The organism is Bradyrhizobium sp. (genome assembly GCF_016462955.1).
GTDB lineage: Bacteria > Pseudomonadota > Alphaproteobacteria > Rhizobiales > Xanthobacteraceae > Bradyrhizobium.
In genome coordinates, this window is record NZ_JAEMSD010000039.1 from 11,306 (window position 1) to 24,469 (window position 13,164).

Annotated in this window: 11 protein-coding genes and 1 pseudogene; 7 read left to right on the plus strand and 5 right to left on the minus strand. The window is 64.3% G+C overall.

What is annotated here, in order from left to right:
* Positions 1–721: pseudogene (locus JHD07_RS06880) on the minus strand (cytochrome P450); the annotation flags it as partial.
* Between the two features lie 32 nt (positions 722–753).
* Positions 754–1,902, minus strand: coding sequence for an ABC transporter substrate-binding protein (locus tag JHD07_RS06885; RefSeq protein WP_291620354.1), 1,149 nt, complete (start codon positions 1,900–1,902; stop codon positions 754–756).
* A 205-nt stretch (positions 1,903–2,107) separates the two neighbouring features.
* Here JHD07_RS06885 and JHD07_RS06890 point away from each other — a divergent pair, with 205 nt between their 5' ends.
* Entirely contained in the window at positions 2,108–3,616 is a 1,509-nt protein-coding gene (locus JHD07_RS06890) for a bifunctional 3-(3-hydroxy-phenyl)propionate/3-hydroxycinnamic acid hydroxylase (protein WP_291620356.1), read from the plus strand.
* A 25-nt stretch (positions 3,617–3,641) separates the two neighbouring features.
* Positions 3,642–4,493, plus strand: coding sequence for a fumarylacetoacetate hydrolase family protein (locus tag JHD07_RS06895; protein WP_291620358.1), 852 nt, complete (start codon positions 3,642–3,644; stop codon positions 4,491–4,493).
* A gap of 123 nt (positions 4,494–4,616) precedes the next feature.
* Here the strand turns inward: JHD07_RS06895 and JHD07_RS06900 are convergent, their stop codons facing one another.
* Positions 4,617–5,201: an MSMEG_1061 family FMN-dependent PPOX-type flavoprotein gene (locus JHD07_RS06900; RefSeq protein WP_291620360.1), complete on the minus strand. Its 585-nt coding sequence runs from the start codon at positions 5,199–5,201 to the stop codon at positions 4,617–4,619.
* A gap of 64 nt (positions 5,202–5,265) precedes the next feature.
* Positions 5,266–6,243, minus strand: coding sequence for a tripartite tricarboxylate transporter substrate binding protein (locus tag JHD07_RS06905; RefSeq protein WP_291620362.1), 978 nt, complete (start codon positions 6,241–6,243; stop codon positions 5,266–5,268).
* 140 nt (positions 6,244–6,383) lie between these two features.
* On the opposite strand from JHD07_RS06905, the gene JHD07_RS06910 reads away from it, so the two are divergent.
* Positions 6,384–7,937: a winged helix-turn-helix domain-containing protein gene (locus JHD07_RS06910; RefSeq protein WP_291620364.1), complete on the plus strand. Its 1,554-nt coding sequence runs from the start codon at positions 6,384–6,386 to the stop codon at positions 7,935–7,937.
* Between the two features lie 113 nt (positions 7,938–8,050).
* On the opposite strand, the gene JHD07_RS06915 is transcribed toward JHD07_RS06910, so the two are convergent.
* Entirely contained in the window at positions 8,051–8,893 is an 843-nt protein-coding gene (locus JHD07_RS06915; protein ID WP_291620366.1) for a hypothetical protein, read from the minus strand.
* A 212-nt stretch (positions 8,894–9,105) separates the two neighbouring features.
* Between JHD07_RS06915 and JHD07_RS06920 the strand changes: the two genes are divergently transcribed.
* The 4 genes from JHD07_RS06920 to JHD07_RS06935 all read left to right on the plus strand — a co-directional run.
* Complete coding sequence (locus JHD07_RS06920; protein ID WP_291620369.1) at positions 9,106–9,993, plus strand: IclR family transcriptional regulator; 888 nt, start codon at positions 9,106–9,108, stop codon at positions 9,991–9,993.
* Between the two features lies 1 nt (position 9,994).
* A complete protein-coding gene (locus JHD07_RS06925) occupies positions 9,995–11,191 on the plus strand; it encodes a CaiB/BaiF CoA-transferase family protein (protein ID WP_291620371.1) in 1,197 nt (398 codons plus the stop codon).
* Between the two features lie 51 nt (positions 11,192–11,242).
* The gene (locus JHD07_RS06930) at positions 11,243–12,229 is read left to right on the plus strand and encodes a tripartite tricarboxylate transporter substrate binding protein (RefSeq protein ID WP_291620373.1); all 987 of its coding nucleotides are present in this window, start codon (positions 11,243–11,245) and stop codon (positions 12,227–12,229) included.
* Between the two features lie 20 nt (positions 12,230–12,249).
* On the plus strand, positions 12,250–13,164 hold a 915-nt coding region (locus JHD07_RS06935; RefSeq protein WP_291620375.1), incomplete at its 3' end, for an ABC transporter substrate-binding protein.

A 13,164-nucleotide genomic window follows, 5' to 3' on the forward strand; every position in this document is an offset into this window, starting at 1 on the left:
ATATCGTCGTATCCAGGCTCGGGCCGAGATAGTCCCGCATCAGCACCGGACAGCGCTCCGGCTCGACCTCGCCGCGGTCCGCGGCGGCGAAGATGCGGTCGCCCCAGCTGCCGGGCCTCAGGCGGCTCCTGATCTCGTCTCCGCCGAGATAGGCACGCATCTCCTGAACGTCCTTCAGCGCCGTACAAGCCCGCGCATTCATCGTGCCGAGCACGTTGAAGGTCGCGGCAGCCCAGCGCAGCATGCTGCTGCGGCCATGGTCCTCCAGACCGACCAGCTTGGAGACGATCGTGAGCGGCAGGTGCTGGGCCAGATCCGAGACCGCATCGAACCGACCGCGGGCGACCAGTTCGTCGACGAGCCGGCGCGCCTCCGTCCTGATCGCGGGTGCAATCTCCTCCAGTGCCCGCGGCAGCAACGGCGCCGCTATGATCGCACGAAGCCGATCATGCAACGGCGCATCGCTCGCCAGCGTCGTGCCTCGCGAGATGGTGTTGACGTGCTCGTTGGCGGCAACACCTTGCGCCGACGAAAACACGGCCGGGTTTCGCAGCGCGGCGCGGACGTCCTCGAAGCGCGCCACCGCATGGAGATCGTTACGCGGCAACCAGACTACGGCGCCCAGATCGCGCAGGGCCTTGTAGTGCGGGTATGGATCGCGCAGGACCTCGTCGCTATAGAGATCGACGTCGTAGATGGGTTGTCCGGAAACTGCCGGCATCCTTCATTCTCCCTGCCGTCCCGAGGTACCCCTCAGGGCACGGCCACCCATTCGCCCTTCTCGAGCCGGCCGAGCGTCAGCGCACTCTGGTCGAGGCCGGTATGGTCGTTGGGTCCGTAATTGTAGACACCGCGGGAGCCGGCCAGGCCTTTGAGGCCTTCGATCGCGCTGCGGACGCCCTCGCGAAATTCGGCCGTTCCGGGCGCGCCGGCCTTGAGCGCGGCGGGTGCGGCGCGCTCGATCAGCAGCAGGGCATCGTAGGCGGATCCCGCAAAGATGTTGCGGCTTCCCGCACCGAACTTGGCTTCGTAGCGCTGAATGAACTCCAACGCGGCCTGCTTGGCGGGGTGTTCATCCGGCAACGAGGCGGCGCCGACGGCCGGGCTGAGCGGCACGAAGATGCCGTCGCCTTGAGCGCCGGTGAGCTTGCGGAAATCTCCGAAGGTGGCGCCGAGCGTGCCGTACACCTTGCCGGCAAACCCCTTCTCGCGAAGCTGAAGCAGCGGCAGCGCCGCAGGAGCGCCGGAGGCTGCAATGAGGACCGCGTCGGGATTGGCGGCAACGATCTTGAGGATCTGTCCGACCACGGTGTTGTCGGTCCGTGCATATTTCTCGTCGGCGACGAGCGCGATCCCCGCGGCCGCGCTCATCTCCGCACTGACCTTGCTCCAGGCGTCGCCGTAGGAATCGCCGAAACCGATCAGGGCAAGCTTCTTGACGCCGCTCTTCTTCATGTGCGCGAACAACGGCGCCGCTTCGTGATCGTCGTTGGTGGTGGTCTTGAAGATCCAGCGCTTGCGCGCATCGACCGGCGCCACCAGAGCGTTGACGGGGGCCAGCGTAATGACCGGAAGCCGGTATTCCACGGCGGGATCGATCACCGCGAAAGATCCGGGCGTCGTGGTCGGACCGACCAGGATATCGATGTTGCTGCCCTGGAACAGCTTTCGCATCGCGGCGACGGCGGCGGTGCTATCCGAGGCTTCGTCGAGGAACAGATAGTTGACCTTGTGGCCCGCGATTTCGGTGGCGCCAAAGCTGGCCCCGTTGCGCTCGGCATTGCCGATCGCCGCGGCCGGACCGGTCGTGGACAGCAGGATTCCCACGTTGATGTCGGCAGCCAAAGCCGGCGCCACGAACAATTGGATGGCAAGGCACGCCATTCCCGCGCATTTCAGCATCGTCGTTTCCTCCGCGGCTGCCCGGATCGACAACCCTGCACTTTTTTTCCCGACCCTAAGTAGCCAAGGCAGGCCCGCCGGACGTAGCCTCATTGCGGAAATGTCCGGCTGGCGGACAAGACGGGCTTGGAGCAGGTCGTCCGCTGGGCGGACACTTGGCGCGCCGGCGTTGAAGGACCGGCACCGCTTCGGGAAGAGATGGCCCATGCAAGATCAATCCACCGCTGATGACTTCGACGTCGTGATCGTTGGCCGCGGCCCGGTCGGCGCCACGCTCGCCAACCTGCTCGGCCTTTGCGGCGTGCGGACGCTCGTGCTGGAGCGCGAGGCGCGGACCTATCATCTGCCGCGGGCCGTGCATTTCGACGACGAATGCATGCGCGTGTTTCAGACCATCGGGCTTGCCGACGCGATCCTGCCGCATGTCATCCTCAGTCCCGGCATGCTGTTCTTGGACGCCAACGGCAAGATGCTGCTGGATTGGTCCCGCCCACGCACGCTGACGCCGATGGGCTGGCATCTCAGCTACCGCTTCCACCAGCCGGATCTCGAGGACGTGCTCATCGGCGGGCTCGCCCGCTGGCCACACGTCAGCTTGCGCAACCGCTGCGACGTGTTCGCGCTCGATCAGGACGAGACCGGCGTGCGCGTCCGCTACGAGGACCTCTCGAACGGAAGGCTCTGCGAGGTTTGCGCCGGCTATGTGATCGGCTGCGACGGCGCCCGCTCGCTGGTGCGCCGCTTCATCGGCTCCGGCATGGACGATCTCGGCTTTCACGAGCGGTGGCTGGTGATTGACGCCCTGCTCAAGCGGCCGCGCGACGATCTCGGCGATTACAGCCTCCAGCATTGCGATCCCGCCCGTCCGGCGACCTATGTTCGCGGCACCGGCACGCGGCGGCGCTGGGAGATCACGGTGCTCCCGGACGAAGATTCGAACGATGTAGCGCAGCCGGCCAAAGTATGGGAGCTGCTGTCACGCTGGATCACGCCTGAGGATGCCGAGATCGAGCGCGCTTCGGTCTACATGTTTCATTCCGTCATCGCGCAGCGATGGCGCAACGGACGATTGCTGCTCGCGGGCGATTCCGCGCACCAGACCCCGCCCTTCCTCGGCCAGGGCATGTGCGCCGGCATCCGCGATGCCGCAAACCTCGCCTGGAAGCTGGCGAGCGTGATCGAGGGCGGCGCGGCGCCCGATCTGCTCGACACCTACCAGAGCGAACGCCTGCCGCACGTGCGGGAATTCATCGAGCTGGCCATCCGACTTGGCGGCGTCATCAATACCAAGGCGATCGATGCCGGCCTTGCCGCCGGCGAGGCTCGCGAGAACGCGCCCGTGAAGCTCGAGGTGAAGAAGCCGCTGCTCGGCCCCGGGCTCGTATCCGCGGACCTGCCGCTGGCCGGACATCTGGCGCCGCAGTTCACCTTGTGCGACGATAGCCGCAGCGACGACCGGACCGGCTACAGCCACGTGCTGCTGGTCGAGACGGCGGCGGCGCTGTCATCGCCTCTCGCGCTTTCGCAGGCGGGGATCAAGGTCCTGACCCGCGACGATGCGGAAGCCATCGGCGGCTGGCTGCGCGAGCACGGCATCATCGCTGCGCTCGTTCGCCCCGATCGCTATGTGCGCGGCACCGCCCGTAACCAGTCCGAGCTGGACCGGCTCGTCGCCGCCGTCGCGCCTTCAGCCCATGTACCCTCCGCGGCCTGAGCGGACATTTCTCGAGGATATCTCCATGAAGCTGCTTTCTTTCATCGTCGACGGCCGTCCCTCCTTCGGCGCCGTCAAGGACAACGGTGTCGTCGATCTCGGCGCGCACATGACAGGCTGCACTACGCTGCGGCAGCTGCTCGGAGCGGGTCGCCTCGCCGAGGCAGCCAAGCTTGCGGCGTCCACGGCGCCCGATCATCCGCTCGACAGCATCACCTTCGCCCCGGTGATCCCCGATCCCGGCAAGATCATCTGCGTCGGCCTCAATTATCGCGACCACGTCGCCGAGACCGGCCGCACCGTCACTGAAAAGCCGGCGCTGTTCGCGCGCTTCGCCTGCAGCCAGGTCGGCCATCTCCAGCCCATCGTCAAGCCGAAGGTGAGCGACGATTTCGACTATGAAGGCGAGCTCGCGCTCGTCATCGGCAAGGCGGGCCGTCACATCCCGGCAGGCCGCGCGCTCGACCACGTCGCCGGCTATTCCTGCTACAATGAAGGCAGCATCCGCGACTGGCAGCGCCACACCAGTCAGTTCCTCTCCGGCAAGACCTTTGCCGAAAGCGGCAGTTTCGGCCCTTGGCTCGTGACGACGGACGAGATACCCGATCCGTCGAAGCTCACCTTGCAGACCCGGCTGAACGGCAAAATCGTGCAGGACACCACCACGGATCTCCTGATCACCGCCATCCCCGAGCTGATCGCCTACATCTCCACCATCTGCCCGCTCGTGCCCGGCGACGTCATCGTCACAGGCACGCCGGGCAGCGTCGGCGCCAAGCGCACGCCGCCGCTGTGGATGCGCCCGGGCGACAGCGTCGAAGTCGAGATCTCCGGCATCGGCACCTTGCGCAACAGGGTGGTCGCCGAACCGGCCTGACCGTCAACACCGATCAATCAACGACAAGCTTAGGAAACGCCATGGGGACCCCGGGATGTCCTCAAGCTGGTCGCGATCATCACGCGGAGCTGGCCCAGGTCGGGACGCCGAACTTGAATTGCCTCAGTAGAGATTGGCAATTCCGTGATCGATGACCGCTTGGACATCCGCTTCGGTCTCCCCTGATTTGGCGTGTGTCACGATCGCAAGGGCGAGCGAAGGCAAGGTCGATCGATCGGGCCAATGCTGCGAGTTCCACAACCTCGAGCGGAGCACACATTTCGGACAATGTAAGAACACCTCGGCTACTTCGATGACGAGGATCAGGTTCGGAGACTTGCCGTTAACGGCAAAGCGCGTCTGGAGCGCGCAATCACGGACGATCTTTCCGATCCCGCTGATGCGTAGCGTGTCGCTGTGACCGGGAATCATGAAGATCAACCCAATCTCGGGATGCGCCAGCAAATTCTCGAACGTATCGAGGCGATTATTTCCCGCGCGATCCGGAATCGCCAGCGTCTTATCGTCGAGAACCGCGACAAAGCCGGCCGGATCGCCCTTGGGTGAGACGTCGATCCGTCCATCGGCTCCTCGCGAAGCCACGACTACGAATGGGCACGCCGCAATGAATTGGCGGCATATCTCGTCGATGTGATCGATGACTTTGTTGCTGGCACGAAAACTCGGCGGATTGGAGATCTCGCGCAAGCGCTCTCGCGTCGTGATGACCTCATCGAACCTCGGTGACATCTCGATCTCCGGCGACACCGCGCTACTCCGATTTGATCTGCGCGGTGCGGATCACATTTCCCCAACGCTCGGTCTGCTCGGCAATGAGCATGCCGAACTCGGCCGGGGAGCCCCGTAGCGGCACCCCGCCGAGGTCCGTCAGCCGGGCCTGAATGGCGGCATCCGCCAGACCCGCGTTGATTTCGGCGTTGAGTCGCTCGACGATCTGGGTCGGCGTGTGCCGGGGCACTCCAATGCCGACCCAGCCGACCGACTCGTAACCTGGCACGGTCTCTGCGACGGTAGGGACGTCAGGCAGAGCTAAAGACCGGGTCGCGGTCGTCACGGCCAGTGCGCGCAGCTTGCCGGACTTGACGTGTTCGAGCGATGATAGGATCGGGTCGAACGCCATCTGGATTTCGCCTCGAAGAAGGTCGGCCAACATTGCTGATGAGCCGCGATAGCGCACATGCACCACGTCGATCCCGGCCATCATCTTGAACAGCTCGCCTGCCATGTGCTGCGGGCTGCCAGTACCCGCCGACCCAAAATTCAGTTTGCCCGGATTAACCTTAGCGTAAGCGATCAGCTCGGACACCGTGCCGGCCGGAATGGAGGGATGCACCGCCATGATGAGCGGATTGCGCATGATGCCGCCGACCGGGGCGATATCGCGGATGAAGTCGAAGCTGAGCTTCTCGTAAAGGGTCGCGTTGATAGCGTTGAACGATCCAGCCAGTAAGAGCGTATAGCCGTCCGCCGCCGACGTCACCACCGCCTCGGTCCCGATATTGCCGCCCCCGCCCGGCCGGTTTTCGATGGTGCAGGGCTGGCCGAGGCGCTCCGATAGCCAATGACCGATCAACCGTGCGCTGATGTCGGCAGCGCCTCCGGCGGCTTGCGGCACAATCAAGCGGATCGGCCGCGCCGGATATGCATCTGCCGATGCGGTCGATTCCAGGACCGGCAGAGCGGCAATCCCCGCGGCGAGTTGGAGCAGTCGGCGGCGCGCAATGGTCATGAGCTGTGCCCTTTTTGCTGCAACGCTATCGCGATAGTTGTGCCACGCCTTCGGTATCCGCGCTTTGCGAATGGCTTACATTATCCTTACCTTGGTCTTCATTTGACGGGCTCGGTCGCCTGCCTTTGCTGGAGTGCAAGTTGCTGTACCGGTTCGAAGAATATGCGCTGGACACTGACCGCCGGGAGCTCAGGAATGGCGGCAAGCTGGTCGACCTTGCACCGCAAGTCTTCGATATCCTCTGTTTTCTGATCCGCCATCGCGACCGTGTCATCAGCAAGGACGATCTCATCGCCGATATCTGGCGCGGTCGGATCGTGTCGGAGTCCGCCCTGACGACGCGGCTGAATGGCGCCCGGAAGGCGATTGGCGACAGTGGTGAGGAACAACGGCTGATCAAGACGCTTCCCCGCAAGGGATTCCGCTTCGTCGGCGAGGTTCAGGAGGGAGCGACGTCGTCGACCCCCGCGGCAAGGATTGCGCCGAGCCTCACCTCTCACGAGCTCCCATCTATCGTCGTCCTGCCGTTTGCGAATCTGAGTGGCGATCCGCTGCAGGACTATTTCACTGATGGAATTGTCGAGGATATCACGACCGAATTGTCTCGATTCTCCGAGCTGTTTGTCATCGCGCGCAACACGAGCTTCACCTACAAGGGACGAGCGGTGGATATCAGGGCCGTGAGGCGAGACATCGGCGTGCGCTATGTACTGGAAGGGAGTGTGCGCAAGGCCGAAAAGCGCGTGCGGATCACTGGCCAGTTGATTGATGCCGAAAGCGGGAAGCACATTTGGGCAGATCGGTTCGAGAGTTCGCTCGATGATATTTTCGAGCTGCAGGATCAGATGGCGCACAGCGTCGTGGGCGCGATCGCTCCCCGGCTGGAACAGGCTGAAATTGAGCGCGCAAAGCAGAAGCCGACGGAAAGCCTGAGCGCCTATGATTGCTTCCTGCGCGGCATGGCCGATTGGCACGACTGGACCAGAGCCGGTCACGATGCCGCGCTAAGGCAATTCTATCGAGCGATTGAACTCGATCCTGCTTTTGCCAGGCCGCATGCGCTCGCCGCAGCCTGCTTTCTGATGCGCAAGTCAAATGGCTGGGTAGTTGATCGCGCTACCGAGACAGCCGAGACTAATCGGCTTGCGCGACTGGCGGCGGACCTCGGCCGCACGGATGCCGTCGCGCTCGCCTGGAGCGCACATGCGCTGGCTCACGTCGTCGGCGATATCAAGGCCGGGATTGCTCTGATCGATCACGCCTTGAAATTGAATCCGAACCTTGCCGTGGCCTGGCAACGCAGCGGCTGGATCAATGTCTATGCGGGCGAGTGCGAGGTGGCGATCGAGCACTTGCGGCACGCCATCCGCCTCAGTCCGCTCGACCCCCTGATGCATCTCGCCTACAGCGCGATGGCTTTTGCCCATTTCCTTCTTGGCGACCTCGACCAGTCTGCCACATGGTCCGACCGCGCATTGCAGATGCGGCCTAACTGGCCCGTTGCGCTGCGCGTTTCGGCGATGAGCCATGCCCTTGCCGGCCGTGAACGTCCGACGCGAGAGGCGATGACGCGGCTCCGAGCGCTGCAGCCCACCTTGCGGCTGTCGAATCTGCACGAGCAGGTGTTCCTCCATCGGCCTGAGCACATGAGGAAATTCATCCAAGGCATGAGGCGTGCGGGGTTGCCCGAATAGTCGACAGCAGGCTCGTGTACTCTCGTGTTGAAAGGCTCTATGGGCAAAGCGGCCGGGGTGAGCACAAGCCCACCGTTCGACACCCGCACGCCGAAATCTGCGCGTCCATGCCGTCAGGCCAGATAGCGCGTGAGATAACCTTCCATGGCATAGAGCGCGCAGAGCGCGAGGCTGGACCAGACCGCGGCGCTGAAATAGAGGAACATCCAGGTCAGCTCGCCCCTCCAATGCGCGATGTCGTGGGTCACCACCCAGCGTGTCGCGACGTCATGCAGGCCTTCGACCAGGCCGAGAAACTCATTGCCCTCGGCGTGCCCTGCCCGCCAGCGGCTGAGATACATCGGCACGTCCACGGTGATGAGGAAGGCGAGGAAGCAGGCGATGCCGACGACGCCTGACATCAGCGCCCAGCGCACCACGCCCTGGAATTCCGGCATCAGGCGGCACAGCGCAATGCCGGCCAGGAAGAAGGTCACCGCCCACAGCGAGTTCTCGATCGCGTTGTAGAGGAAGTTTGTGGTCACCACGGCGTACCAGGAGAAGCATTCCGCGATGATGATGATCGGCACGATCACCCACGCGATGTTCACGGCGGTCTCCGCGCCGGTCATGGTGCCGAGCTGATGCAGGATGATGGCCCATTGCGCGGCGAAGCAGACCTCGGCGACGGTCGCGACCGAGCGTCCCACGAAGACGCTCGAGAGCCAGGTATCGAACATGCAGATGCGCTGAACGTCGGCGCGGGGCAGCACTGAACGGAACGCGCAGCCGAACACGTAACCGGCGCAAAGCAGCAGCATCAGCCCGATGTCCGAGCCTCCGCTCATGCTGCCCGGCGACGCCGGATAGAACTCGCGATACAGCATGAACCAGACGAGGATGTTGGCACTGCTCACAAAGGTGAGGGATCCCCACCACCACGCGAGGGGATTTGACCGCGCCTGCCACTGCAACATGAGCCGCTCCGAAAATCATCGATCTGACATGTGATCGCAATAATACTGTCATAACGCGACATGCAACCGCGACAAAAATTTGCGTGTCCGCTCGTTCCAGCGCTGTCCCCAAGGCAACACGGCGTCCTAACACGGTGTCCACATATCGGACAATTTCGGCGCTTGAGTCGAATTTGTTGGACATCCTTTCGGCTAGCGTCTGATATCTGGAGATGGCCCCAACGAGCTCATCCAAGCCCCGACATCCGCTTTCCTCCGCTGCAGCCGTGCTCGCGGACAGCGCAGACGACGCAGCGTTCGCCACGACGCTGGCCAAGGGGCTCGTCGTGCTCGAAGCGTTCAAGGCCGGGAGCACGCTGCTCGGCAACATGGAGCTGTCATCCTTGACGGGCATTCCGCGGCCGACCGTCGCGAGGCTGACCCATACGCTGGCCGAGCTCGGCTACCTCCGCTACGACGCGGCGCGGGCGAAGTACCGGGTCGGTGCACGCGCGCTGCGCATGGCGCACCCCCTGCTCGCCGGGATGCAATTCCGCCAGGTTGCGCGGCCGATGATGCAGGAGCTGGCGCACAGCGTCCGCGGCACGGTCTCGATCGGCCTGCTCGACGCCACCTCGATGATCTATGTCGAGAGCGCGCGCTCCGGCGATGTCGGCCCCCACGTGCCCGACATCGGCATGCCCATTCCGGTGGTGATGACCGCCATGGGGCGCGCTGCGGCATCGACCCTGCCGCCCGCCGATGCGGAGCGGCTGGAACGGAACATTGCCGCCGAGGACGGCGAGCTATGGGCATCCTTCCGCGACAAGTACCGCGCCGGGATCGCGCAATGCAAAAACCGCGGCTTCTGCACCTGCTGGGGCGAGTACATGGCCTCGATCCATGCCGTCGCCGCGCCGCTGTTTCATGCGCCCGAATCGAAGCAGTCGTTCTCGATCAATTGCGGCATCCCCGCCTTCCGGCTCCAACCGGGTCAGCTTGAAGGCGAGATCGGTCCGCGCATCGCCGCGCTCGCCGACAGCATCCGCAGCATCGTCGGGCAGGCCGAACTTGCAACGCCGCCGCGCAAAACCAAGAAGACCACAAGCGCCGGGACATGACATGGCTGGACCGCTCGAAGGACTGAAGGTTCTCGACATCGCGACGATCATCGCCGCGCCGTTCGCCGCCACGCTGCTGGCCGACTACGGTGCCGACGTGCTCAAGATCGAGATGCCCGGGCACGGCGACGGCGTGCGGTCGTTCCCACCCTTCAAGGACGGCAAGCCGCTGTGGTGGAAGGCCGCCAACCGCAACAAGAAGTTCGCCACCCTCGATCTGCGCACGCCGGACGGGCTTGCGCTGTTCAAGCAGCTCCTCCCGCGCTTCGACGTGCTGATCGAGAATTTTCGCCCCGGAACGCTGGATCGCTGGGGCCTGTCCAAAGAGGTGCTGTGGTCGATCCAGCCACGCCTCGTGATTCTGCGTGCCACCGCCTTCGGGCAGGACGGCCCCTATCGCGAGCGTCCGGGCTTCGCCCGCATCTTCGAGGCCATGGGCGGCCTCACCTACATCACCGGCGAGAGCGAGGGCGAGCCGACCCATCCCGGATACCCGATCGGGGATTCGATCGGCGGCCTGTTCGGCGCCGTCGGCGTGCTCGCCGCGCTATGGAAGCGCGCGCGCGATCCGCATGCGCCGGGCGAGGAGATCGATCTTGCGCTGACCGAAGCCGTGTTCCGCCTGCTCGACGTCCTCGCCATCGAGCACGACCAGCTCGGCGCCGTTCGAAAGCGTATCGGCAATGCCAACGGCTATTCAGCGCCCGCCGCCGTGTTTCGCACCAGCGACGACCACTGGGTCACGCTTGCAGGTTCGACCAACGCGCTGTTTGCAGCGAATTGCCGGGCGATCGGCCGGCCCGGCCTCATCGAAGATCCGCGCTTTGCCGGCAACGAGCAGCGCGTCAAGCACGCCGCCGAACTCAACGACATCTTTTCTGTCTGGTGCGCCGCGCATCCTCTCGACGAGGTGCTCGCCAGCTTCAACGCCGCGCAGGGAACGCTCGCCCCGATCTATTCGATCGATCAGATCGCCGACGATCCGCAAGTGAAGGCCCGCGAGGTGATCACGCGCGTTGCCGACCGGGATTTCGGCACGGTCGCCATGAGCAATGCCGTGCCGCGCTTCACCGTCGATCCCGCGCGCTTGCGCCATGCCGCGGGCGACGTCGGCCAGGACAATGACGAGGTCTACCGGGATTGGCTCGGCCTTTCGGACGCCAGGATCGAGCAGCTCACCCAGCGAAAGGTGATCTGAGGTCGCAAGACCGACAAATAAAGAGCGACAAAAACAGGGAGGAAGACAACAGTGACATCGTTCAAGGTCACACGGCGAGCCCTGCTGGGCACGATCGCGGGCGGGCTGGCAGTCGGGTCAGGCATGACGGCTCATGCCGAGGACGCCTGGCCGTCGCGCATGGTGCGCCTGATCTCGCCTTACGGGCCCGGCGGATCCAACGACATATCGCTGCGCCTGCTCGCCGAAGAGTTCGGCCGTAGCCTGCGCCAGCAATTCATCGTCGAGAACAAGCCGGGCGCCGGCACGCGCATCGCCAACGACATGGTCGCCCATGCGCCGGGCGACGGCTACACCATCCTCTACGTCGCGGCACCCTACGCCACCGCCGAAGCATTGTTCGGCAAGCTGACCTACGAGCGCAAGGAGCTGCAGCCGGTCGCGATGGCGGTGATCGCGCCGCTGTTCCTGATCATCAGCGCAGATGCGCCGTTCAAGACGTTGCCTGAGTTGATCGCCTACGGCAAAGCCAAGCCTGACGGCCTCACCTTCGCCTCGCCCGGTGCCGGTTCGCAGCCGCATCTGGCTGGAGAGCTCCTGTTCCGGGATGCCGGCGTCAAGGGCCTCAACATCCCGTTCCGGGGCGATGCGGCGTCCTACACCGAGCTGCTCGCGGGCCGCGTCGACGCCACGCTGACCGCGCTGCCGACTGCCCTGCCCTACATCCAGAGCGGCAAGTTCACCGTGCTCGGCGTCGCCTCGCCCGAGCGCAGCGCGCTCTACCCGCAAGCGCCGACACTTCGCGAGCAGGGCTTTCCGAACGTCGCGGCCGCGGGCTGGTACGGCTTCATGGCGCCGGCGACGACGCCCCGCGTGATCGTCGACAAGCTCCAGGCCGAAGTGCTGCGGGCGCTCGCCGAACCAGGGATCAAGGACAAGCTGACCGCCCAGGGCCTCGAAGTACGCCCAGGCACCGCCGCCGAGTTCGGCCAGTTCATCGATGCCGAGACGCAGAAATGGACCAAGCTGATCCGCGACGCCGGCCTCAAGGGCGAATGAGAATTGCAGGGGAAACCGACATGAAAAACCTCGTCACGACATGCCTCGCGGCCTCCGCGCTTCTGCTCTCGGTCACGGGGGCGCAGGCGCAAAAGAAGTATGATGCCGGCGCGTCCGACACCACGATCAAGGTCGGTCAGACCGTGCCGCTGAGCGGGCCTGCCTCGGCCTATGCCGTGATCGGCAAGACCCAGGCCGCCTATATGAGGATGATCAACGATCAGGGCGGCGTGAACGGCCGCAAAATCGATCTGATCCAATATGACGATGCCTATTCGCCGCCGAAGACGGTGGAGCAGGTCCGCAAGCTCGTCGAAAGCGACGAAGTGCTCTTGACGTTCCAGATCATTGGCACCGCGCCGAACGTCGCCGTCCAGAAATATCTCAATGCCAGGAAAATCCCGCAGCTGTTCGCCGCCACCGGCGCCGCACGCTTTACCGACCCGAAGAATTTTCCCTGGACCATGGGCTTCAATCCCTCCTATCTCGTCGAGGGCCGGATCTATGCGCAGTACCTCCTGAAGAACCATCCGAACGCCAAGATCGGCGTGCTCTACCAGAACGACGATCTCGGCAAGGATTACCTGGCCGGCCTCAAGGCCGGCCTCGGCGACAAGGCGACGATGATCGTGGCCGAGACGTCCTACGAGATCAGCGAGCCGACGATCGACTCGCAGATCCTGCGCTTGAAGGATGCGGGCGCCGACGTGCTGTTCAGCGCGACGACGCCGAAGCAGGCCGCGCAGGCGATCAAGAAGGTCGCCGAGATCGGCTGGAAGGCGCTGCATATCATCGACATCAACGCCTCCTCAGTCAGCGCGGTGCTGAAGCCCGCAGGGCTCGACAACTCCAAGGGCGTCATCAGCGTCGGCTACGTCAAGGATGCCGCCGACCCCGAATGGAAGGACGATCCCGGCATGAAGCGCTATCTCGCC